Source organism: Brachybacterium sp. 107, assembly GCF_052379725.1.
Taxonomy (GTDB): domain Bacteria; phylum Actinomycetota; class Actinomycetes; order Actinomycetales; family Dermabacteraceae; genus Brachybacterium.
This window is the reverse complement of record NZ_JBQSYW010000002.1, coordinates 279,506-301,945: the sequence shown is the minus strand read 5'-3', so window position 1 is coordinate 301,945 and position 22,440 is coordinate 279,506. Positions and strand designations below refer to the sequence as shown.

The 22,440-nt window shown below is 70.4% G+C and carries 24 protein-coding genes and 1 tRNA gene; 13 read left to right on the top strand and 12 right to left on the bottom strand.

Annotated features, from left to right (window positions below; genetic code table 11):
• Window positions 1–218: 218 nt before the first annotated feature.
• From ACT3UL_RS03870 to ACT3UL_RS03850, 5 genes are all read left to right on the top strand, one after another.
• Window positions 219–890, top strand: coding sequence for a TetR/AcrR family transcriptional regulator (locus ACT3UL_RS03870; RefSeq protein WP_444576832.1), 672 nt, complete (start codon window positions 219–221; stop codon window positions 888–890).
• Between the two features lie 146 nt (window positions 891–1,036).
• Window positions 1,037–1,849, top strand: coding sequence for a GH25 family lysozyme (locus ACT3UL_RS03865; protein ID WP_444576831.1), 813 nt, complete (start codon window positions 1,037–1,039; stop codon window positions 1,847–1,849).
• Window positions 1,850–1,948: 99 nt separating this feature from the next.
• On the top strand, window positions 1,949–2,713 hold the full coding sequence (locus tag ACT3UL_RS03860) for a queuosine precursor transporter (protein WP_444576830.1): 765 nt from the start codon (window positions 1,949–1,951) through the stop codon (window positions 2,711–2,713).
• A gap of 135 nt (window positions 2,714–2,848) precedes the next feature.
• Complete coding sequence (locus ACT3UL_RS03855; RefSeq protein WP_444576829.1) at window positions 2,849–4,282, top strand: multidrug effflux MFS transporter; 1,434 nt, start codon at window positions 2,849–2,851, stop codon at window positions 4,280–4,282.
• 200 nt (window positions 4,283–4,482) lie between these two features.
• Window positions 4,483–5,211: a GNAT family N-acetyltransferase gene (locus ACT3UL_RS03850; protein WP_444576828.1), complete on the top strand. Its 729-nt coding sequence runs from the start codon at window positions 4,483–4,485 to the stop codon at window positions 5,209–5,211.
• Between the two features lie 138 nt (window positions 5,212–5,349).
• On the opposite strand, the gene ACT3UL_RS03845 is transcribed toward ACT3UL_RS03850, so the two are convergent.
• Genes ACT3UL_RS03845 through ACT3UL_RS03835 form a run of 3 tightly spaced genes read right to left on the bottom strand, consistent with a single transcriptional unit; the run spans window position 5,350 to window position 7,530 of the window.
• A complete protein-coding gene (locus ACT3UL_RS03845; protein WP_444576827.1) occupies window positions 5,350–5,919 on the bottom strand; it encodes a maltokinase N-terminal cap-like domain-containing protein in 570 nt (189 codons plus the stop codon).
• Window positions 5,920–5,963: 44 nt separating this feature from the next.
• A complete protein-coding gene (locus ACT3UL_RS03840) occupies window positions 5,964–6,878 on the bottom strand; it encodes a hypothetical protein (RefSeq protein ID WP_444576826.1) in 915 nt (304 codons plus the stop codon).
• Window positions 6,879–6,909: 31 nt separating this feature from the next.
• Window positions 6,910–7,530, bottom strand: a complete 621-nt coding sequence (locus tag ACT3UL_RS03835; RefSeq protein WP_444576825.1) for an HAD-IA family hydrolase — start codon at window positions 7,528–7,530, stop codon at window positions 6,910–6,912.
• Between the two features lie 66 nt (window positions 7,531–7,596).
• On the opposite strand from ACT3UL_RS03835, the gene ACT3UL_RS03830 reads away from it, so the two are divergent.
• Entirely contained in the window at window positions 7,597–8,400 is an 804-nt protein-coding gene (locus ACT3UL_RS03830; protein WP_444576824.1) for a TSUP family transporter, read from the top strand.
• Window positions 8,401–8,500: 100 nt separating this feature from the next.
• Window positions 8,501–9,463, top strand: a complete 963-nt coding sequence (locus ACT3UL_RS03825) for a PAC2 family protein (RefSeq protein ID WP_444576823.1) — start codon at window positions 8,501–8,503, stop codon at window positions 9,461–9,463.
• Between the two features lie 32 nt (window positions 9,464–9,495).
• On the opposite strand, the gene ACT3UL_RS03820 is transcribed toward ACT3UL_RS03825, so the two are convergent.
• Window positions 9,496–10,293, bottom strand: a complete 798-nt coding sequence (locus ACT3UL_RS03820; protein ID WP_444576822.1) for a transglutaminase-like domain-containing protein — start codon at window positions 10,291–10,293, stop codon at window positions 9,496–9,498.
• A gap of 233 nt (window positions 10,294–10,526) precedes the next feature.
• Here ACT3UL_RS03820 and ACT3UL_RS03815 point away from each other — a divergent pair, with 233 nt between their 5' ends.
• The 4 genes from ACT3UL_RS03815 (at window position 10,527) to ACT3UL_RS03800 (ending at window position 14,601) form a co-directional block, all read left to right on the top strand.
• Window positions 10,527–11,636 (top strand): Gfo/Idh/MocA family protein, encoded by a 1,110-nt coding sequence (locus ACT3UL_RS03815; protein ID WP_444576821.1) that lies wholly within the window; start codon window positions 10,527–10,529, stop codon window positions 11,634–11,636.
• Between the two features lie 96 nt (window positions 11,637–11,732).
• Window positions 11,733–12,878 carry a Gfo/Idh/MocA family protein gene (locus tag ACT3UL_RS03810; RefSeq protein ID WP_444576979.1) on the top strand — a complete coding sequence of 382 codons (1,146 nt, stop codon included), beginning with the start codon at window positions 11,733–11,735 and terminating at the stop codon, window positions 12,876–12,878.
• Window positions 12,879–12,965: 87 nt separating this feature from the next.
• Window positions 12,966–13,967 carry a sugar phosphate isomerase/epimerase family protein gene (locus ACT3UL_RS03805; protein ID WP_444576820.1) on the top strand — a complete coding sequence of 334 codons (1,002 nt, stop codon included), beginning with the start codon at window positions 12,966–12,968 and terminating at the stop codon, window positions 13,965–13,967.
• A 4-nt stretch (window positions 13,968–13,971) separates the two neighbouring features.
• Complete coding sequence (locus tag ACT3UL_RS03800) at window positions 13,972–14,601, top strand: TIGR03085 family metal-binding protein (RefSeq protein WP_444576819.1); 630 nt, start codon at window positions 13,972–13,974, stop codon at window positions 14,599–14,601.
• A 54-nt stretch (window positions 14,602–14,655) separates the two neighbouring features.
• On the opposite strand, the gene ACT3UL_RS03795 is transcribed toward ACT3UL_RS03800, so the two are convergent.
• A complete protein-coding gene (locus ACT3UL_RS03795; protein WP_444576818.1) occupies window positions 14,656–15,675 on the bottom strand; it encodes a methyltransferase in 1,020 nt (339 codons plus the stop codon).
• A 95-nt stretch (window positions 15,676–15,770) separates the two neighbouring features.
• On the opposite strand from ACT3UL_RS03795, the gene ACT3UL_RS03790 reads away from it, so the two are divergent.
• Window positions 15,771–16,562, top strand: a complete 792-nt coding sequence (locus tag ACT3UL_RS03790; protein ID WP_444576817.1) for a ParA family protein — start codon at window positions 15,771–15,773, stop codon at window positions 16,560–16,562.
• A 167-nt stretch (window positions 16,563–16,729) separates the two neighbouring features.
• Here the strand turns inward: ACT3UL_RS03790 and ACT3UL_RS03785 are convergent, their stop codons facing one another.
• The 7 genes from ACT3UL_RS03785 to ACT3UL_RS03755 all read right to left on the bottom strand — a co-directional run bounded on the left by ACT3UL_RS03785 (window position 16,730) and on the right by ACT3UL_RS03755 (window position 21,567).
• Window positions 16,730–17,314 (bottom strand): MerR family transcriptional regulator, encoded by a 585-nt coding sequence (locus ACT3UL_RS03785; RefSeq protein ID WP_444576816.1) that lies wholly within the window; start codon window positions 17,312–17,314, stop codon window positions 16,730–16,732.
• 148 nt (window positions 17,315–17,462) lie between these two features.
• Window positions 17,463–18,155, bottom strand: a complete 693-nt coding sequence (ftsR, locus tag ACT3UL_RS03780; RefSeq protein ID WP_444576815.1) for a transcriptional regulator FtsR — start codon at window positions 18,153–18,155, stop codon at window positions 17,463–17,465.
• 4 nt (window positions 18,156–18,159) lie between these two features.
• Complete coding sequence (locus ACT3UL_RS03775) at window positions 18,160–18,603, bottom strand: FHA domain-containing protein (protein ID WP_444576814.1); 444 nt, start codon at window positions 18,601–18,603, stop codon at window positions 18,160–18,162.
• Window positions 18,604–18,727: 124 nt separating this feature from the next.
• Window positions 18,728–19,480, bottom strand: a complete 753-nt coding sequence (locus ACT3UL_RS03770; protein ID WP_444576813.1) for a DUF881 domain-containing protein — start codon at window positions 19,478–19,480, stop codon at window positions 18,728–18,730.
• A complete protein-coding gene (locus ACT3UL_RS03765) occupies window positions 19,477–19,809 on the bottom strand; it encodes a small basic family protein (RefSeq protein ID WP_444576812.1) in 333 nt (110 codons plus the stop codon). The genes ACT3UL_RS03770 and ACT3UL_RS03765 overlap by 4 nt, the downstream gene beginning before the upstream one ends.
• A gap of 10 nt (window positions 19,810–19,819) precedes the next feature.
• Window positions 19,820–20,731 (bottom strand): DUF881 domain-containing protein, encoded by a 912-nt coding sequence (locus ACT3UL_RS03760; RefSeq protein WP_444576811.1) that lies wholly within the window; start codon window positions 20,729–20,731, stop codon window positions 19,820–19,822.
• Between the two features lie 35 nt (window positions 20,732–20,766).
• Window positions 20,767–21,567: a class I SAM-dependent methyltransferase gene (locus tag ACT3UL_RS03755; protein ID WP_444576810.1), complete on the bottom strand. Its 801-nt coding sequence runs from the start codon at window positions 21,565–21,567 to the stop codon at window positions 20,767–20,769.
• A gap of 224 nt (window positions 21,568–21,791) precedes the next feature.
• Between ACT3UL_RS03755 and ACT3UL_RS03750 the strand changes: the two genes are divergently transcribed.
• Window positions 21,792–21,865, top strand: a tRNA-Pro gene (locus tag ACT3UL_RS03750).
• Window positions 21,866–22,440: the final 575 nt, after the last annotated feature.

Genomic DNA, 22,440 nt, shown 5'->3' with positions numbered 1-22,440 from the left:
GACCTCCAGGGCGGGCACAGCGGATGAGCGACGAATGGTCGGGCCCACGGACCATGAGAGACGATGCACTCGCGTATCCACGACGATCCCGTATTCGATACAACAGTGTATCGATGGCATACTGGGGAGTCACGCGAGGGCAGGGCACGATGACGGGGAACCGTGAGATCTTGACCACCCCACCGCCCCGACCGACGCGCCTGAGCCACCGAGGAGCCATGACCGATCTGTTCGAACCGCTGCCCGAGTCCGCGAGCACCCGGCGCAAGGAGAACACCCGCACCAAGCTGGTACGGGCCTCCCTCGACGTCTTCGTCGAGAAGGGCATCGACGGCGCAACGGTCGACGACCTCGTGCGGGCCGCCGGGTTCACCCGCGGCGCCTTCTACTCGAACTTCTCCACCAAGGAGGAGGTCTTCTCGGCACTGTTCGCCTCGGTCACCGAGGAGATGCTCGAGATCGCGAACACGTCCGTGGCCTCCGCGCTCACCGCCGCCCACGCCGGCGGGAGCGCCGCTGGGAGCCTCTCCCAGATCGACGACGCCACGATCATGGTCGCGGTGTTCGAGGGGATCCGACCCTTCGGCCGCCAGTGGTACCTGCTCTACTCCGACGCCATCGCGCGCTCTCTGCGCGACGAGACGATGCGGGCGGAGCTGGCCGTGCAGCGCGAACGCCTGCGCGACCAGATCGGCAAGCTGCTCAGTGCGCACATGGAGGAGAACGGCGATCGCCCCCTCCTGCCTCCCGAGGACCTCGCCCAGCTGCTGGTGGGAGTCTTCGTCGATCTCATGGTGCGGGAGCAGATGGACGGCCGCGACGTCACCGAGCTCGCTGCGACCACGATCCTGGGCACGCTGCGTGCCTTCGTGGAGCCCCGCGCGCACTGATCACGCCGATCGTCCGCCGTGCCCGTTTCGTCGCGACACGCCGCAATGGAAAGGTGTCGCCCCCCCCAGAAAAAGGCGTCTCTGCGTACGGTGGGCGTGGTGTGGCGTCCGTCGCACTGTGCTTCCCTCTTCCCCAGGAGACACGTATGCGTCCCTACCGTGCACGCCATCTCGCCCCTCCTCCCGGCCCCGACACCGCACCCGACTCCGCCCCCGGCGCCTCACGACGCTCCGTCCTGCGAGGGGGTGTCCTGGGCGCTGCGGCGCTGAGCACGGGCACCGCCGCCGTGATGGCCCCGGCCGCGAACGCCGCCGGCCTCTACGGCCAGGACGTCTCCGGCTGGCAGGGAGAGGTCGACTGGGCCGCGCAGGTCGAGCTCGGCTCCCGCTTCGCCTATGTCAAGGCCACCGAAGGCCGTTCGTACCGCAGCCCGGCCTTCAACCAGCAGTACAGCGGAGCCGGCGCTGCGGGCATGGTCCGCGGCGGCTACCACTTCGCCCGGCCCGATTCCGGCGGCCCCGAGGAGCAGGTCGACTTCTTCCTCAACAACGGCGGGGGATGGTCCGATGACGGCATCACCTTGCCGGGCATGCTCGACCTCGAGTCCTACTCGGGCCTGCCCCGGGACTACGGGTTGAGCCAGCAGGAGATGCGGGACTGGATCATGGCGTTCTCGAACCGCTACCGCGACAGCGTCGGACGCCGTCCGGTCCTCTACACGAGCCTGCACTGGTGGAACGACGTGGTGGGGGACTGGACCCCGGTCAACTCCCCGCTGTTCCTCGCGTCGTACAGCAGCAGCGCACCGACCACCCTCCCAGGCCGCTGGTGGGCCCACGAGATCTGGCAGTACTCCGATTCGGGCCCCTTCGCCGGGGACTCGAACCTCTGGCACGGCTCCGAGTCCCAGTTCGAGAGCTTCGTCGCCGATGCGGACTACCACGCGATCGGCATCTGAGCCGACCGCGCGCCGCGCGATCCGCGAAGGGCCGGGTCCTCGTCACGCCGACGGGGGCCCGGCCCTCGGCATGCCCGGCACACTGTGTAACCTGCCCCGGTGAACACACCCAGAACATCCACCCCGCGCACCGCTCCGACCTCTGGAGGCCCGGCCGGCGCCGTCTACGCCGACCGGGGAACCTCTCACTTCGACATCCTCCTCGCCGCCATGGTCACCGTGGTCGTGCTGTCCGGGATCGGCGCAGCGAAGGGCGTCAGCTTCGGGACGGTTCCCGGCACCGGCTTCGAGATCCTCACCGACGGCGGATTCTTCCTCTTCCCCCTCGCCTACGTGCTCGGAGACATCGTCACCGAGCTGTACGGCCCGCGCGCCGCCCGCCGCGCGATCCTCACCTCCTTCGCCGTGAGCATCCTGGCCTCGATCTGCTATCAGGTGATCATCGCCCTGCCGCCGTTCCCGGACGACTACGGCCTGGCCAAGCAGGAGGCCCTTGAGCTCGCCCTGGGGCCCGTCTGGATCGTGGTGCTCGCCGGCCTGGCCGGCTTCCTCGCCGGGCAGACCCTGAACTCCCTGGTGGTCAGCCGCATGAAGCGGCGCACGGGGGAGCGGGGCCTCGTCGCCCGCCTGTTCACCTCGAGCGGCCTGGGCGAACTGGTGGACACGATCATCTTCTGCTCCATCGCCGCGACCGCGATCGGCATCACCACCCTCGAGCAGTGGGCCGAGTACACGATCCTCGGCTTCGTCTACAAGGTCGCGGTGCAGTACGCGATGATCCCGGTGACCTCCGCCGTGATCCGGTGGCTCAAGCGCACCGATCCGACCTATCAGGCACGACTGGCCGACGCGGCCACCGCCTGAGCCCGGACCTTCCCGTCCCAATCCGGGACCACCCCTTCCGTGAACGCTCACGACGTCCCTAGGATGGTCCGATCGAGTCGGGCGCGATCCGCGTGATCCGCCCGGCTCGATCCATGACCGCCTGAAAGGACCCCCGTGGCTCCCGCCGCACCTGATCCCCGACGCGATGACCACCGCGACGAACCCCTGACCTCCACCGGCTCCGTCCCCACGCAGACCGGCTCCCTCCCGACCTACACCGGGTCGATCCCCACCCAGACCGGTTCGATCCCCACCATCACCGGCGCCATCCCCGTGATGGAGGACCCCGCCGACCACGACCTCGCGCACCTTCCCACGGAGGAGGAGCTGCGCCGCACGCGCAGCAAGGTCACCGTGCTGGTGATCGTCGTGCTGACCACGCTCAGCGCGATCGGTCCGCTGGCGACCGACATGTACATCCCCGCCTTCCCGGAGGTGGCGGACGACCTCGGCACCACCGCGTCGCGGATGCAGCTGACCATCACCGCGTTCTTCCTCGGCACCGCGAGCGGCCAGATCGTCGCCGGCCCGCTCTCGGACCGGATGGGCCGGCGCGCCCCGCTGCTGATCGGCATCATCCTGTGCCTGCTGGCCTCGATCGGCTGCGCCCTGGCGCCGTCGGCCGAGATCCTGCTGGTGCTGCGCGTGATCCAGGGGATCGGCGGCGGCTTCGGCATGGTCCTGGGCCGCGCCGTGCTCATCGATCTGACCGACGGCCCCGAGCTGTTCCGGATCATGAACATCATGCAGGGCGTGGGCGGGGTGGCCCCGATCGTCGCGCCGCTGCTGGGCGGCATCATCCTGGTCTTCGGTCAGTGGCGCGAGATCTTCCTGGTCATCGCCGCGATGTCCCTGATCTCGCTGATCGGGGTGATCTTCCTGATCCCGGAGTCGTTGCCGGTCTCCAGGCGCCATGCCGGAGGATTCCGCACCTTCCTGCGCAACGTCCGCACCCTGCTGCACCGGCGCACCTTCGTCGCGTACATGCTGGTCAACGCCTTCTCGGCGTTCGCCCTGATGGCGTACGTGTCGGCGTCGTCCTTCGTGGTCCAGGAGATGCTGGGCTTCACCTCGACGGAATACTCGGTGAGCTTCGCGATCAACTCCTGCGGCATGATGGCGCTCTCGCTGCTCTCGGCCCGCCTGACGCGCACGATCCACCCGCGCAAGCTCATCCGGGTGGGCTTGGTCCTCGTGTCGCTGGCGAGCTTCTCCCTGCTGATCGGGAGCCTGTTCCTGGATACCCCGGCCTGGATCGTGCTGCCGGCGTTCTTCTTCACCGTCGCGCCGCAGGGCATGATCTTCGGCAACGGCGGCGCGCTGGCCTCGGACCAGGCCCGCGAGTTCGCCGGGACCGGCTCGGCGATGCTGGGCCTGGGCTTCTCCTTCTCGGCCTCGATCGCCGCCCCGCTGGTGGGTATCGCCGGCACCCACTCGTCGCTGCCCATGGCGATCACGATGGTCGTGGGATGCATGATCTCGGTGACGTTCTTCATCCTGGCAGGGCGGGGGAGCGGCACCCCGAACCCGCACACCGGCGCGGTCTGAGCTCCTGGTCGAGCCGGCCGATCCGTGCAGGTCGATAGTCGGTGGCATGCAGACCCTTCCGAACACCCCGCGCGCCGACGAGCTCACGAAGGTCGTGAGCACGCTCGCCACCTGGCAGAGGGAGGGCGCACCCCTGCAGCTGCACCCGGGGGGACATCGGCTGGCACCTGCGGCTGGGAGCCGACGCCACCGCAGCGGCGGTGCGCACCTGGAGCCGGAACGGCGAGCTCCTGGCGATCGGGATGCTCGACGGACCGGAGCTGCTGCGCCTGGCGATCGATCCGACCGTGCAGCAGGACGATGAGCTCGCACTTGTACTGGTACAAGGTCTTGCTGACCAGGGGAGAGGCGTGCTGAGAGCCAGCCCCTCGAGCCTCGAGGTTCCGAACGGAGTACGGCTGCGAGAGGCGCTGACAGCCGCCGGATGGACGACCGGCGAGGTCTGGACGCCGCTGGAGATGGACCTGGCCGAGCCTGTCGAGGATCCGGGCCTGCGCATCGAGGTCGTCGGCCCTGAGCTCGCGGGCATGCGCGCCACGGTGCACCGGGAGTCGTTCGACGGGTCACGGTTCACCGAGGAGCACTGGCGCACCCTGCGGACCGCGACGGGCGCTGGGAAATCACGCTGTCTGCTGGCGCTGGACGTCGACGGCGCGGCCGTCGCGGCGACGACGGTCTGGACGGCAGGCATGGGACGGGCCGGGCTGATCGAGCCGCTGGGCGTGGGTCGTGAGCAGCGCGGCCACGGATACGGCGCGGCGATCACGCGCGCCGGTGTCGCGATGCTGCGCGAGTTCGGTGCGTCGCGGGCACTGGTCGCCACTCCCAGCGCGAACACCGCGGCGGTCGCGACCTACGAGTCGGCGGGATTCACGGCGATGCCGCAGCGGTCGGACCTTCAGCGCCCAGAGCCGTCGCAGTCGCCCTGAGCAGGGCCGGAAGGGGTCAGCAATCCCTCCTGCGGCAACGCCGATAATGTACGTTATGTAAAGTCAGGGAAGGACGGCTCAGCACAGTCCCTCTTCCAGGCTCCCCTGTCGAGGTCCCGACTGACAGGCGGAACGCACTCAGTACGCCGCGATGACGCCGTTCCCGTCGGCCCAGGTGGCGACGAGGCGCACGGTGCCGTCGAGCCCGCCGACGGTGCGAGCGATCGTGAAGGGTTCGCCGTCCAGCAGCTCGTCGGCGCTCGGCGGCTCCTCGCCCTCGTCGACCTCGAGGCGGAGCGTCACACTCTGGGGCCTGGTCTCGACGTGCTCTCCGTCGGGCGCATGGATCTCGAGCTCCGCCTGCTCCTGCTCGCCGCAGATCGCACGCCGGAAGCAGTCCAGGACCACGTCATCGGCCAGCCCGTCGTAGACGTAGCGCTCCCCCAGCACCGAATGCTGGAGGGTGCCGACGAGGCTCGCCTCCGCGCCCTCGACGGGCTCGGCACGATAGGCCAACGGCAGGTGATAGATCGTGTCGCCGGCGCGCACCAGATGGCACTCGATGCCGACCTCGCCCGCGGGGTCGTCGAAGCGGTAGGCACCGAGCACCTCGAGCTCACCCGCCTCGCCCCAGGAGCGAGATTCGAGGAAACGATGCAGGATCTCGGGCTTGGACGGGGTGAGCTCGGCCTGATAGATGATCGCCATGGGTCCAGGCTAGCGCGGGAGGCCCCGCACCTCAGGACGGCGCCTCAGGAGCGCAGCGCGACCGTGACCGGACCGTCGCCGACCGGCGAGAACTGCAGCACAGCGGTGCCGGGGTGCAGCCGCGGGTCGCGCAGGTACTGCTCATAGAGGCCGCGCTCCGCCGCCATGTCCCCCGCATCGGCCGCGATCAGGTGCTCGGCGACCTCGTCGAGCACCGTGAGCAGCTCCTCGCCCATGGTCTCGTCGGGCGCCGGAATCGCGCCCCACCCGTCCCAGAGCAGCATCTCGTCGCCGTAGCGATGGGCCACTTCCCAGAACACCTCGGACAGCACGAAGGACTCGCCGCTGAGAGGGTGTCCGGGGGCCACACCGTACGAGGCGGCATCGAGCGTCCCCGCGCGCAGCGCACGGAACGCCTCCGCCGCGGTGAGGAACGGGGCACCGGGGCCCGTCTCCAGATCCAGCGGGTCCGACAGCAGCCCCGACCCCTGCTCGACCTCCGTGTCGACGCGTCGCCAGCGGTTCCCGTCGTGCATCTCCAGCACCACGTGGTCGCTGTGCCAGTCGGTCAGGAAGTAGTCGGCGAAGCCGACCCGGCTGCGCGTCGGCACCCTGTGATGGCGCAGGATCGAGACGGCCAGCAGCGTGTGGTCCCGGCAGCAGCCCTGGAGCCGTTCGCCGATCTCCCGGGGTGCGGAGAGGGCCAGCCCGGGGTGGCGCTGCTGATCCACGGCGAGCATCTCCTCCACCCAGCGCAGGTCCACGTCGTGACGGCTGGTGGCGGGAAGATCCTCCGCCTGAGCGCGGTAATGGGCGAGCAGGTTGCGCACCACCGGCCCGATCGCCGCAGGGTCCGGGTCGACGCCGTCCAGCAGCGTCGCGAACCTCCCCGGGTCGCTCGTGGGGGTGTGACGTGCCCAGTCGGCAGGGACGGGCGGGTCCGAGAGCATCATCGCCATGGCGTCAGTATGGCCCGTGGATGGCCGTCCGTCACCGGTCCGGCAGCGTGAGCAGCTCAGGGAGATGATCGATGTGCCCCGCGTTCCCGGCATCGAGCGCGACACCGGAAGTCCGCAGGAGAACCCCGCGCACACCCGCGGCCCGCGCCGCCGCGACATCCGCCGGGCGATCGCCGACGGCGAGGCACTCCCCCGGCGCGAGATCATGCCGCTCGAGCAACGCATGCACCATGGCCGGATCCGGCTTCCGGGCGAATCCGTCGGGCGCGCAGACCAGGTCGTCCACGGCCAGTCCGAGGGAGGCCAGGAGAGCCTCGGCGCTGTCGCGATCGCGATGCGTCGCCACCAGGTTCAGCCCGCCGGCGGCGCGCACGGCGGCCAGCACCTCCCGCGCTCCGTCCATGACCGGCGGCGGGTGGTCGACCCAGCGGGCCTTGGTGCCGTCATAGGCCGTTCGGAGATCGTGCTCGGGCAGGTCGTAGCGACGTGCGAGGGTGCTGATCGCCTCGCCGCTCGAGCGCCGTGTCAGCTGCGCGACCTCCTGGAGGAGGCTCTCCCCCGGCTCCGCGCTGATCACCGCAGCCAGTGCCCGGTCCACATCGGGATAGGTGTTCAGGAGGGTGCCTCCCAGGTCCCAGATCACTGCCTCCATGTCCGCCATTCTGACAGTGGGGCGCCGGATTCGTCGACGGGAGCGGCATCGGTGTTCACTGGTCCGGTGCCGCTGACCGACCAGATCCTCGAGCTCTCCGTGCTGACCCTCGTGCTGCTCGTCGGCGCGGCCTTCGTCGCGGGCTGGGTGGACGCCGTCGTCGGCGGCGGCGGGCTGATCCAGCTGCCGGCGCTGCTCACCGCGCTCCCGGCCGACACCTCGACGTCGACCGTGCTGGGCACGAACAAGCTCGCCTCTGCCGCCGGCACGGCGGTGTCCTCCTGGACCTACGTCCGACGGATCATGCCGATCGCGGCGACCGCGATCCCCCTCGTGCTCTGCGCCCTCGCGGGCAGCGCGCTCGGGGCGGGGCTGGCGACGTTCGTCCCCAAGCCGTGGCTCTCCCCCATCGTGCTCGTCGCCCTGATCGCCGTGGGGCTCTATACCCTGCTGCGCCCGGCGATGGGACTCGTGCACGAGCCGCGCCACCATGGGCGCGGCCACATGCTGCGCTCCGGCGGGATCGGCGCCGTGATCGGCGTGTACGACGGAATGCTCGGTCCCGGCACCGGCAGCTTCTTCATCATCGCGATGGTGGCGCTGCTCGGGTACGGGTTCCTCGAGGCCAGCGTGCACGCGAAGCTCGCGAACCTCACCACGAACATCGGGGCGCTGCTGGTGTTCGGGCTGCAGGGCGAGGTGTGGTGGGTGCTCGGCGGGGTCATGGCCGTGGCCAACGTGCTCGGCGGCTTCCTCGGGGCCCGCCTCGCGCTCCGACTCGGCTCGCGGTTCGTGCGGATCGTGTTCCTCCTCGTCACCGGAGCTCTCGCCGTGCGCCTTGCGGCGGATTCTGTGGCGCTGCTCACCTGACCCCTCTGCTCGAGCCGGGGAATAGTCCTCCACCGCAGGTCGTTGAAGAATGCGTCACCCTCGCCGCTCCTGCCTGCGGCCCGTCTGCCTGGAGGTCACCATGGATCCGACGACCCTGTTCAGCTACGAGCGCCACGTCGACTCGCGCTCGCTGCACGGACGCACCCTCGTGGTGAGCCTCGGAGCGTTCACCGATGCCGGGAACGCCCAGGACCTCATCGACGACCATCTGCTCAACACCCTCCCCAGCCGCATCGTCGGGCGCCTGGACATGGACCAGGTGTACGACTACGCGGGCCACCGCCCCGAGGTCACCCTCGAGCTCGATCACTTCGACGGCTACGAGAAGCCCGAGATCCTGCTGCACGAGGTCACCGACCCCGAGGGCGAACCGTTCTTCCTGCTCACCGGACCGGAGCCGTCCTTCCAGTGGGAGCGGGTCGCGACGTCCCTGCGGATCATCGTCGAGCAGCTGGGCATCGAGCGGACCCTGCTCGTGCAGGGCTTCCCCGCACCGGTCCCCCATACCCGCGAGCTGCCGGTGACGCGCTTCGCGGGCGATCCGGACTCCATCGAGGTCCGTCGCACGATGCCGGGCACCTTCCGCCTCCGCGCCCCGTTCACGGCGCTCCTGACGCTGCGGCTGGCCGACGCCGGCCACGACGTCGTCGGGCTCGTGGTCCACGTGCCGCAGTACCTCCACGAGATGTCCTATCCCGACGCCGCGATCGCGCTGCTCGCCGCGATCGGCCAGGAGAAGGGTCCGATGATCCCCGTCGAGGGGCTCGAAGCGCTGGCCGCGCCGGTGCGCGAGGCCGTCGCCGCCCAGATCGCCTCGCAGGAGCAGCTGCAGGAGATGGTCTCCGGTCTCGAGCAGCGCTACGACCGGATGATCACCTCGGGGGCCACCGCCGAGGTCCCGACCGCCGATGACATCGCGGCTGAGGTCGAGCGCTACCTGGCGGGGATCGCCGAGGACGGGACGATCGAGGACACGCCCGAGGACGGACCGGCCGGTCCGGACGAGACACCGGACGAGCAGGAGCCGCCCGCACAGGGCTGAGCCACCACTGATCCGTCGACCCCGTCGACAGGTCAGCGCAGAGCGACTGCCGCGCCGATGACCTCGACAGGAAGGTCCGGGTCGGCCACGGCAGTGACCTGGATGCCGGTGAGCACGACGTTCCCGGCCAGGGTGGTCATGAACGCCGTGTCCGCGGCGTCCTGCCCGGTCGCGATGCGCACCATCGAGCTCCGCGGGGCGAGATGGGTGGAGTCCACGACCGTCCAGGCCTCGTCGACCATCGCCTCGACCACCAGATGGAAGTCCATCGGACTGAGCCCGGGCGCATAGACGGAGGAGCAGCGGGCGGGTATCCCGCCCGCACGCAGGAGCGTGGCCGTGAGATGGGCGTAGTCCCGGCACACGCCCTGGCGCGAGACGTAGGTGCTCCTCGCGGAGTCCGTGATCGTGCTGGATCCGGGCACGTAGTCGAGATGCTCGTGCACCCACTGCACGACCGCGTCGACCGCCGCGTTCCCGGTGCGCCCGTCGAGGACCTCCTCCGCGATCTTCGTGAACTCGTCGACCTCGCAGTAGCGCGAGGGCCGCAGATGCAGCACCGCGTCGGCCTCGCTCGCGCTGGGAGTCCGGGCGGCCGTGACGTCGTGGGCCTCGTAGGTGATCTCGACCCGCCCCTCCGGCAGACCGGTGACCAGGTGCATCCTGCTGCCGAAACGGTCGCGGGTCTCCGTGCTCGGGTGCTCGCGGCCACCGGCGACCACGGTCAGGGACTCCTGCCGGGCAGGGGCATCGGAGACCGCGATCAGCAGGGCCACGTCGGTGCCCTCGGCGACGTCGGCCGTCATCCATGCGCGTACGTGTCTCTTCACCTCCTCAGTGTGGCATCCGCCGGCTGGCCGAGGCCCGGACGCCTTTGCCGCCGGGTGATCCGCGACATAGGCTTGTGACCCAGTCGTCATCGTCGGCATCGTCATCGTCGGCACGGTCCCTCCGGACCTGCTCGACCCCCGTGGCGCACTGCGCCGTTTCCCCGGTTCCCCGGCGCGGCACGACCGACGTCGACCTCGTACCCCCTCGTACCCAGCACTCCAGGAGAACCTTCATGACCCGATCCACAGGACCCGTCGGCGTCGGCATCATCGGGGCCGGCGTGATCTCCACGCAGTACCTCGATCAGCTCACCACCTACCCGGACATCGAGCTGCGCGCCATCGGTGACCTGCGGCCCGAGGCCGCCGCCACCCGCGCGGAGGAGTACGGCATCCCGGCGCACGGACCGGCCGAGGTCGTGCTGGAGGACCCTGAGATCGAGATCGTCGTCAACCTGACGATCCCGGCGGCGCACTACGAGGTCTCCCTCAGCATCCTGGAGGCCGGCAAGCACGTCTGGACCGAGAAGCCGCTGGTCACCACGCGTGAGGACGCCCGTTCCCTGCTCGCTGCCGCACGGGAGAAGGGGCTTCGCGTCGGCGGCGCCCCGGACACGGTGCTCGGCGCGGGGGTGCAGACGGGCCTGCGGGCGCTGCGCGACGGTGAGATCGGCGAGCCGCGCTCCGCGCTCGCGCAGTTCCGCTCCCCCGGTCCGGAGTCCTGGCACCCCAATCCCGACTTCCTGTTCCAGATCGGCGCGGGCCCGCTCTTCGACATGGGCCCCTACTACCTGACCAGCCTCGTGCTCGCCCTCGGTCCCGTCACCTCGGTCTCCGCGGTCGGTTCGCAGTCCGTGCCTGCCCGCACCATCGGCTCCGGCCCGCGCGCCGGAGAAACCTTCGAGGTGGAGGTGCCCACCCGGGTGCAGGGCCTCCTGCGATTCGCGAGCGGCGCCGTCGCCGCCGTCGAGTTCTCCTTCGACGACGCCACGGGACAGCCCCATGTGCTCGAGCTCGCAGGCTCCACCGGATCCCTGTCCCTGCCCGACCCCAACGGCTTCGTCGGCGAGACCGGCAGGGCCGAGCGCGGCGACGAGGACTGGACCGAGCGGGAAGCCGTCGGCGCCGTCGGCGGCCGGGGACTCGGCACCCTCGAGATGGCCCGGGCCCTGCGCGCGGGTCGCCCCCACCGCCTCACCGGCGACCTGGCCGGGCACGTGCTGGACATCATGATCGGTCTGGACGAGGCCTCCCGTGGCGACGGCTCCGCGGCGATCGACTCGAGCGTCGAGGTCCCGGAGCTGCTGCCCGAGGACTTCGACCCTCTCGCCGCGACCCTGTGAGGCGCTGACCCTGACACCGGGCACGCTGACCGCTCGACCGCCTGACTTTCTGACCGTCTGACCGCTCCCCGACCCCAGGAGACCGATGTGGCCACTGTGCCCCGCCTGCCCGCAGACCGCCCGCTCGGCGTCGCCCTGATCGGCTACGCCTTCATGGGGCGAGCCCACTCCCAGGCCTGGCGCACCGTCGGCGCTGCCTTCGAGGTGCCCGAGATCGCCCGACGCGTGATCGTGGGCCGCGACGAGGACGCGGTCGCCGCCGCGGCCCGACGCCTGGACTGGGAGGAGCACGCCACCGACTGGCGTGAGGTCATCACCCGCGACGACATCGACATCGTCGACATCTGCACCCCCGGCTTCCTCCACGCCGAGATCGCGATCGCGGCCCTCGACGCGGGCAAGCACGTGCTGTGCGAGAAGCCGCTGGCCAATGACACCGCCGAGGCGGAGGCCATGGTCGCCGCGGCCGAGGCGGCCACTGCGCGGGGCCAGATCGCCGCTCTCGGCTTCACCTACCGCCGGGTCCCGGCGCTCGCCCTGGCCCAGCAGCTCGTGGCCGCCGGCAAGCTGGGCACGATCCGTCAGGCCAAGGCCGCCTACCTGCAGGACTGGCTGGTGGACGACGAGGCCGGCATGTCGTGGCGGCTGCGCCGGGAGACCGCCGGTTCCGGCGCGCTCGGCGACATCGCCTCCCATGCGATCGACCAGATCCAGTTCCTCACCGGCCAGCGGGCCACCGCCGTACGGGGGCGCCTGGCGACCATGGTCCCCCAGCGCCCGGGCGAGGACGGGCTCGAGGATGTCACCGTGGACGACGCCGCCTGGGCGACCCTCGAGCTGGATGGCGGGGGGATCGGTTCCGTCGAGGTCTCCCGCATGGCGACCGGGGCGAAGAACCGGCTGACCGTCGATCTCTTCGGGACCCGGGGCGCGCTGCGCTTCGACCTCGAGAGCCCCAACGAGCTCTGGTACCTCGACGCCACCGTGCCGGTCGCCGAGCAGGGCTTCACCCGGGTGCTGGTCACGGAGCCCGAGCATCCGTATCTCGAGGCCTGGTGGCCGCAGGGGCACGTGCTGGGCTGGGAGAACGCCTTCACCAACCAGGCCCGCGATCTGCTGCTCGCGATCCGCGACGAGGACGCCGCCTACTCGCCCGGCTTCGCCGAGGGGCTCGCTCTGCAGCGCGTGCTCGACGCGATCATCGCGTCCGACGCCGCGGACGGCGCCGGCGTCGCCCTCTGACCTGCGGCCACGACACCGCACCCTCTGACCCTTTCTGATCCCCTCGACCCGCACCAACGCTCACCGCTGAGAAGGAGCATCTCCCCCATGTCCCACCCGCACACCCTGTTCACCGGGCAGTGGCTCGACCTCACCCTCGACGAGGTCGCCGCCCATGCCGCGTCCATCGGCTACGACGGACTCGAGATCTGCGTGGGCGGCGAGCACCTCGACGCCTCCCGTTGGGACGACGAGTCCTACATCGCCGAGCGTCTGGGCATCCTCGACAAGCACGGCCTGAAGTGCTGGGCGATCTCGAACCACTTCAAGGGCCAGGCGATCTGCGACGACCCGATCGACTTCCGTCACCAGGCGATCGTCGGCTCCGCGATCTGGGGCGACGGAGATCCCGAGGGCGTGCGCGGGCGTGCGACGGAGGACATGAAGAACACCGCCCGCCTCGCGCAGAAGCTCGGGGTGGACACCGTCATCGGCTTCACCGGCTCGAAGATCTGGAAGTACGTGGCGATGTTCCCGCCGGTGTCCCAGGAGGTCATCGACGAGGGCTACCAGGACTTCGCCGACCGGTGGAACCCGATCCTCGACGTCTTCGACGAGTGCGGCGTGCGTTTCGCGCATGAGGTGCACCCGTCCGAGATCGCCTACGACTACTGGACCACCCAGCGCACCCTCGAGGCGATCGGCCACCGCCCTGCCTTCGGCCTGAACTGGGATCCCTCCCACTTCATGTGGCAGGACATCGACCCCGTCTCCTTCATCACCGATTTCGCCGACCGCATCTACCACGTGGACTGCAAGGACATCCGGGTGCGCATCACCGGGCGCAACACGCGCCTGGGCTCGCATCTGGCCTGGGGCGACCCTCGGCGCGGCTGGGACTTCGTCTCCTTCGGGCGCGGGGACGTCCCGTGGGATGCCGCATTCCGCGCGCTGCGGCACATCGGCTACGAGGGCCCGATCTCCATCGAGTGGGAGGATGCGGGCATGGACCGTCTCCACGGGGCGAAGGAAGCCCTGGCCACACTCGAGGGACTCGACTATCCCGTCGCCCAGGGCTCCTTCGACGACGCCTTCAGCAACCAGGAGTGATCGCATGAGCGCAGCAGGTGCCCAGGAACGTGCAGAGTTCGCCGCGAGCTTCCTCGAGCTCGGTCAGGACGCGCCGACAATCCTGCCGGGATGGGACGCTCCGGACCTCCTGGAGCACCTGCTGATGCGGGAGAGCCTCCCCCACCTCATGGTCGGTTCGGCGCTGCCCGGACCCCTCGGTCGGCGCGCCGTCCGGGCCCGGGAGGATCTGCGGGCCACGCCGTGGGAGCAGCTCGTGGAGCGGTTCCGCGCCGGGCCCGGGCGTCTCTCCCCCGCCGGGACCATGGATTCCCTCAGCGGTGACGGCGAGCTGCTGATCCATCATGAGGATCTGCGCCGTGCCCAGGACGGCTGGGAGCCCCGGCGACTCTCCGCCGCGCAGGAGGCGTCGGCGTGGAAGGCGCTCGGGCTGCTGTCCCGGGTCGTCCTCCGCGTCCCGGTCGACGTCACGCTGGTCTCGTCGCGCGGTGGACTGCTGCGGCGGGCACGGCGCTCCGCCGGGAGCGTGCGGGTGCACGGCGAGCCGCTCGAGCTGCTGCTGTGGGCCTCCGGGCGCGATGACGTGGCCCGGGTGAGGATCCACGGCGACCAGGCCGGGCAGCAGGCCCTGCGCGAGGGCCGACGGGGACTCTGACCTCCTGACGACCGTGCGCGGGACGTGCCTGGCGTCGTCTCCGCCGCGCTTGAGTCAGCCGCGCTCGAGCAGGAACAGGCGCGGATGGTGCCCCTTCTGGAAGAACCGGTGCTCCTCGATCGGGCGCCAGCCGCTGGAAGATTCCTCGAGCACGCGCTGCATCCGCGTGATCTCGTGCGTGAGCACACCCATCCGCGCCTGCGGCGCGGCCAGCTGTGCGGCCCGGGCGAGGAGATCCGCGAGCAGCTGCTCGTTGCTCTCGTGCTCCCCATGGAGGGTTCCCCAGGGCGGGTTGGTGAGGATCCGGGTGAAGCCGGGATCGATCTCGGCGGTCAGGACGTCCCCGGCGATCCAGTCGATCCTCCCCTTGCGGCGGGCGGCGCGCTGGTGCTGCTGCGCGGCCTCGATGGCGGACGGGTCCAGATCCACGCCGAGCGCACGAGCGGGAACCACGTCATGGAGCTGCTCGATGAGGAACGTCCCGGACCCGCAGGTCATGTCGAGCACGCTGTCCTCGCTCCCCACCTCGAGCAGGTCCAGGACGGTCGCGGCGATCGTGCCGTTGACCGCGCCCGGGTAGTTGACCGTGCGCCACGGCCTGGTCGACAGAGGGCGCGGGGTGGTCCGCAGCAGGATCTGCCAGGTGTGCTCGGGGATGCCGCGGCGCACCCGCACGACCAGGTCCCCGTCCTCGGAGACCTCCACCCCGGCCAGCTCCGCAATCGCCTCCGCGATGCGACGCATGTCCGGGGTCTGCGACCCCGCCGCCTCGAGCCGGAGGCCGTGGAAGCGCTGGCGGGGACGCTGCCGGCCGATGTCCGCCAGGAGCTCCGCGAGCTGCTGCTGCACGGAGGTCTCGAGCAGCTCCCGCGGCCGCCGAGCAGGGACGGTGAGCCCCGAGGAGGCGGCCACCACCCGGCGCAGACCCCGCACGCCGTCGAGGTCGTCCGTGACGAGGGACAGCTCCGTGGGAGTGACCTGACGGGCCGGGCCCAGCCGGCCGGCCTCCTCCAGGGCGCTGTCTCCGCAGCCGTCGAGCACCTCCAGCACGAGCTCATGCGTGATCTGCGACATCGTCTCCTCCTCCTCGGCGGGTTCTGCACACGATTCACGCAGGTTACCGCCCGTGGCGTGCTCGATGATCAGGCTCGGGTCGGTAGACTCGTCCTGTGTTCATCGTGAGTGTGTGTTCCCTGAAGGGCGGCGTCGGCAAGACGTCCGTGACCCTGGGCCTGGCTTCTGCCGCCCTGCATCAGGAGGTGAACACTCTCGTCATCGACCTGGACCCTCAAGGCGATACGACGCTGGGGTTGCTGGGCGAGCCCGCCTCCACCGTCGACATCGCCGAGGTGCTCTCCTCGCCGCGCACCGAGACCATCGACAGGTCGATCCTGCCCACGCCGTGGTCCACCGGTGCGGCCTCCCATCTGGACATGATCCCCGGCTCGAGCCGCTCCTCGGTGATGGACTCCCCCGCACCGAGCGCGAAGGACGCGCGTCGTCTGCATGAGGCGCTGGACAAGCGCACCCACCAGTACGACCTGGTGCTGATCGACTGCCCGCCGTCGCTGAACGGGCTCACCCAGATGGCGCTCGCCGCCTCGGATCGGGCCCTCGTCGTCGCCGAGCCCGGATTCTTCGCGGTCACCGCCGCCGATCGTGCCCTCAAGCTCGCCACCGAGATGCACGAGGCAGGCACCGCTCCGCGGCTGCAGCCCCTCGGGCTCGTGGTCAACCGCTACCGGCCCCGCTCGGTCGAGCACCAGTACCGCCTGGCCGAACTGCGGGACCTCTTCGGGGACGCCGTGCTCGAGCCGGTCATCGAGGAGCGTGTGGGTCTGCAGCAGGCGCAGGGCGGCGCAGTCCCGCTCCACCGGTACGAAGGCGCATCCGGCAAGAGGCTGACCGAGGACTTCGACGCACTGCTGAAGACCGTGCTCGAGTCGCGCCAGCACTCCTGAGCTCCCCCGCACTCGTGAACGCTCGAGGGCGGCGGCGATCTCCGTCCGCGCACTCTCGTCGCTGCACCGGGTTCAGAGCCACGCACCGGGCTCAGAGCCACTGGGAGACACAGAAACGGCGAGTCCCTTCCCGGGGCTCGCCGTCGTGCTGTGAGGAAGGCTGCTGCTCAGCCGGCCTGGCGGGAGCGGCGGCGGGCCGCCAGCTCGTCCTGCAGGGCGAGTGCCGCGTCGTCGGCGGGGTTCACGCCGGGCAGCACGGCCAGGTCGTTCTCGACCTCGCGCCAGACACGGCCCACGGCGATGCCGAACACGCCCTGCCCGCCCTGGACCAGGTCGAAGACGTCCTCGGCGGACGTGCACTCATACACCGAGGCTCCGTCGCTCATGAGCGTGATCCCGGCGAGGTCGTCGCTGCCGCGCTCACGCAGAGCATTCACGGCCACACGGATCTGCTGGAGGGAGACGCCGGTGTCGAGGAGGCGCTTGACCACCTTCAGCACGAGGATGTCGCGGAAGCCGTAGAGGCGCTGGCTGCCGGAGCCGGATGCCGCCCGCACTCCGGGCTCCACCAGGCCGGTCCGGGCCCAGTAGTCCAGCTGGCGGTAGGTGATGCCGGCGGCCTTGCAGGCAGCAGGACCGCGGTAGCCGAGCTCGCCGGGGGTGTCCACGACATCGTCGAAGAGAACACCCTGCACGGGTTCAGCGGGCACGGTCGATTGTCCAGTGCGATCCTCACCAGGTGAGACGTTCACAGCTACCTCCGGGTTCCGGCTCTCCGAGGGGGAAGGTGAGAGCACTCCCCCCACAGTAGCGTGTCCCTGCCGCCGGTCGGCAGCAACGCGCCGCCCGGAGGTCACGGATAGATTGCGCCCCACCGGCGGGGCCTGCTGCTGTTCCTGGTCAGGAATCCCGGAGCTTCGTGCGCAGAACGGCGCTGTGCAGGGAGATCATCGACTCGCCGAGATCCCGCGCGAAGTCCTCGGCCTCCCCTCGAGCGGCAGAATCTCCTGCCCGCGTTCGCGGCTTGGCCACCGAGCCGATCATGTGCGCCTCACGCTCCGCCGAGGTCCGCAGCATCACGAGGTGGCGCGGATGGAGTCCCTCCTCCGCGAGGTCGCGCGCCGAGGTGACGATCTCGAGCTCCGTGGAACCGTAGAACAGCAGACCTTCCGCGAGGAGCCCGTACTGCTCGAGCTCCTCGAGGAAACCTTCCTCCACAGCGGCCCGGCGTGCGAGCCCCCGTCGATCGAGCCGCACGGCCTGGATCGCCGAGGTCGGTCCCGGCCGGGAGGCGATCGAGGTGACCTCGGAATCGACGCCGTGCTCGAGCAGATGCTCCTTGATGACCTTGAGCGGCCAGAAGCGGTCGCGCTGGGCGCGGAGCACGAACATCAGCCGATCGACATCGTCTCGGGTGTACTTGCGATACCCCGCCGGGGTGCGCTCCGGGGTGATCAGCCCCTCGGACTCGAGGTAATGCAGTTTGGAGTGCGCGAGGTCCGGGAACTCGTCCTGCAGGGAGGCGAGCACCTGACCGATGCTCAGCCGTGCGATCCCGGACGAGTTCGGCCTGCGCTCTGCGGAGGCCGCCATCTGGTCAGGCCGTCCCGTGGAAGGGGTGGTAGGTGAGGCGGTACTTGCCGATCTGCACGTCCTGGCCGGGCTGGAGGAGCACCTCGTCGACCCGATCCTTGCCCACGTAGGTGCCGTTGAGGGATCCCAGATCCCGCACGAGGAAGCCCTCGCCCTCGCGGACGAACGCCGCATGCTTGCGGGAGACGGTGACGTCGTCGAGGAAGATCTCGCTGTTGGGGTGCCGCCCGGCGAGGGTGGTCTCGGAGTCCAGCAGGAAGCGGGCCCCGAGGTTGGGGCCCTTCCGCACGATGAGCAGAGCGCTGCGCGGGGGCAGATTCTCGATCGCCCGACGATCCTGTGAGGAGAGTCCGGGCTCGCGGTCCTCCACCGGATCACTGGGCGAGATCGCACTCAGCTTCGATGTGTGGTCGAGATTCTCGTCGTTCCACGCGGTGTTACCGGACACTCCGCACCCCTTCCTGGCCAGCGGTGGACCCAGGTCTCTGACGATCAGGATCCAGCCCGCCCATCCTCGCATGCTCGACACGTCCGAAACGCGTATCCACACCGCACAGGCGAGGATTTGACGATCACTTGACCACCTCCGAGTGTTCCGGCTCCTTCAGCTCGGCCGTCGCCGTGACCTCCACGTCCTGCTCGGTGGCGATCGCCAGGGTGCCGCCGTCGGCCGCGACGGAGTCGGCGGCGCCCCCGGGGATCCGCAGTGCCGGTTCCATGACCTCCGGATCGCCGATCACGCGCACGGTGTACGGAGCGGCGATGACGGTGCCGTCGACCAGGAGACGCCCGGTGGGGTCCGTCGTGATCGAGGTCGACGCCACCACCCGCACCGAGCCCAGCTGGATCACCTCCGCCCCGGCGTTGCGGAGCTCCTGGATCACTCCCAGGAGCGTGGACGCGCGCACCCCGCTGCCCGGGTCCGCGATCGACACGACGATGCCGCGCCCGTGCGCCGGGGAGGTGCCCGCGATGATCTCGAGATTGGCCAGGCGCTCCTCGGCGGCGGCCCGCGCCGCGGCGTCGTCGCCCTGGCCCGAGCGCAGCGATTCCAAGGTGCGGTCCAGCTCGGCGTTCTCCACCTCGAGGCCCGCCGCATGCCGTCCCGACTCGTCCAGGAGCCGCACCAGCTCCTGCTGGGACGCACCCTCGAGCGAGTCGTCCGTCTGCCGCAGCTGGGCGGCGATCGCGAGCCCGAGCAGCACGCACAGCAGACCCACGATCAGCTGGGACCAGGTGGCCTGCGGGCGCAGGGTGTCCCGCAGGCGGTGCCAGACGGCCTTCTGCTGCTCCGGGCTCTCCGGGATGCGGGTGCCGTCGCTCATGAGCGGAACAGCAGCCGACGGATCGCGGCCGCGTTGGAGAAGATTCGGATCCCGAGCACCACGATCACCGCGGTGGACAGCTGTGCTCCGACACCCAGCTGATCGCCGAGGAAGACGAGGAATGCCGCGATCGCGACGTTGAACAGGAACGAGGTGATGAAGACGTGCGCGTCGAAGGCTCCGTCGAGGCTCGCCCGCAGGCCCCCGGCGAGGGTGTCCAGCGCGGCGACCACCGCGATCGGGAGATAGGGCTGCAGCACGACCGGGACGTCGGGCTGGACGACGATGCCCAGGACGACGCCCACGACGAGGCCGATGATGGCGATCATTCGTAGTCCTTCATTCGGAGTCCTTCCGGGCGCCGTCCTGCGAGGCCGTGCCGTCTGCTGGGTCGATGGGATCGAGCGGGGAGGCCTCGCGCAGCGTGCCCAGCGCGCGGGCGGGGACGCTGAGCTCCGCACCGGGAGCCCACGAGGTGCGGATGCCGAAGCGGGTGGAGAGCTCGGGGAGGTAGTCCCCGCTCTCCGCCGCCTCGACACCGGACTGCAGGGCCTCGGGGTCCCCGAGCGCGGTGATCTCGTAGGGCGGGGACAGGGGCCGGAAGTCGACGAGCACCGCGGAGCCGGCGGTACGGATCGCACTGGTGGCGCTCAGCCGCTGACCGTTGATGGACACCGCCTCGGCGCCCGCGGCCCACAGCCCGTTCACGGCGATCTGCAGATCCCCGTCGGTCACATGATTGATCGTCCCCTCCTTCACCCCGGGGCTCGCGGGCAGCGGGGCGGAGTCGTCGAGGGAGAGCACCACCCCGGTGCCGCTGAGCGCGGTCCCGGCCGCGGCCACCTCGTGCGCCCGCAGCCGCTGCGCGGCCTCGGAGTCGGTGCCGTCCAGGACGGTCTCCTGGGCTGCGGCGATGTCACTCTCGAGACTTCCCTGCCGTGCTTCCAGCGTGTCGATGTCCCCACGGCTGTCGAGCACCTCCTGCTTGAGGAGCGCACGCGGATTGTCGTCCGCGGCGGCGTCCCGCCGCAGGTCCGTGACGGCCACGGCGACCGCGAAGCCGAGCAGGAGGGCGAGCAGAACCGTGATGGTGCGGGTGATCCGGTTGTCCGGCGGCGCCTCTTCCGCCCAGGACGGGTCCTCGTCGCGCAGGGTGTCCACGTCGTAGGGGTTCGCGGTCAGGGCGCGCAGGAGCGAGGTCGGCGAGTAGGGGGTCTCGCCGTGGGGTGTCGACCGCCGCGGAGCACGCATATCAGCAGGGTAGTGCCGGAAGTCCCGGGCCGCGCTCAGACCCGCGGGATCTCGGGCATCAGGTCGGCTCGTCGCAGGAGGTCGGCGAAATCGGTGCGGCCGACGTCGGGAGCGCTCGGGGCCCGGGCGAGGACGAGGAATCTGCTGATGCTCAGGGAGAGCGGCGCGGCAGGCAGCTCCTGGGCGAGCGCCTCGAGCTCGCGTCGACGATGGTCCGGATCGAGCCCGTCGGAGCCGTCGGGCTCCTGCCACGCGACGCGACGGAGGTAGCCGAGCAGGCTCTCCACGTCGTCGAACCGGACGGTGCCGTGGAAGGCATCGGAGCGCTCCACGGTCAGGCCGGCCCGCGTGAGGTCGTGCACCGCGCGCTCCAAGGTGGCCCCGGGGTACGGCGGCTCGGCGACGAAGGCGCCGTCGAGCTCGCACAGATCATCCCCGCCGACCTGCTGGGTGAGGAAGGTGCCGCCGGGGGCGAGCACCCGGGCCACCTCCCGGGGGTCGTAGGACTCCTGTCGGCACAGCACCAGATCGACGCTGTCCGAGGGGAACGGGAGGCGGGAGCCGTGACGGTCGAAGCCGTGGTCGTGGACCTCGATCCCCAGCGTAGCCAGGCGATCCCGAGCAACGGGGAGGTGAGACCGACGGCCCACCGTGGCGACGGTGCCCTCGGGCAGCACATCGGCCAGCGTCGCGAGGGTCTCCCCATCCCCGGTCCCGAGGTCGAGGACCCGGTCCGACATCGGGGCGAGGTTCCCCACCAGCGTGATCCAGCTCCACGGGAGCTCCTGCTCGCCGGGAACCTCGCGGTCGCGCTGCCCCGTCGGATCCTCGGACATCGGTCCCCTCCTTCGATGCGGGAAACTCGGCCACGGCGCCGGCACGGCAACGATGTGGTGCCGGTCACCGCCCCACTCTGCCACGCGCTCCCCCGCCCAGGCTCGCGACAGCATGGGATTCCGAGCCGGTTCGGCGGAGTGCCGCAGGTCACGCCCGTCTCGATTGGCTCCCGGGGCATGGGGCGGGGTAGGGTTATCCACGGTCCTCCGGTGACGGAGGGTTTCGGGCTGTGGCGCAGCTTGGTAGCGCACCTGACTGGGGGTCAGGGGGTCGCAGGTTCAAATCCTGTCAGCCCGACAAATGCCCTGGTGAGAACAAGTTTCTCGCCAGGGCGTTGTCTTTCTTAGCGGCGATGTGACCGCTAGAGTGACCGCTAGAGTCGCGCCGGCTGGAGACCGCACGAGCCTCGGGGTCACCATCACGACGGCGATCGACCTTCGAGTGCCGCACCTGGACCAGGGGCACGCGGGGCGAGCACAGAACGGGGCCGGCTCGAGGCCAGGGCCAGAGTCTCCCCCATGTCCTCTCGTTGCCGCGACTCAAGACCAGGCAGGCCGTCTCGCCCGTCGCAAGGCTGCCCTTCCCGTCGGAGCTCGCACGTGGGGAATAACTGCGGCAGTGTCGGCGCGGCCACTCTCGGCTGCCGGGGCATCGATAGCGCTGCGCCCTCACGGGTCATCCACTGGGTCACCTCTCACGTACACCTCGAAGTGCCCCTGCACCGCGGCTACCCGTCAGGGCGAGCTGGACCCACGTCGCGGTGGGAAGCCATCCCGCTGCACCGAAACGCATATTTGGCCGTGCGGGCACGATCTGCGGAGTGCTCAAGTTCTATGCGTCAGGCTCCTCCAGCTGATTGCTGAAGAGGTGTC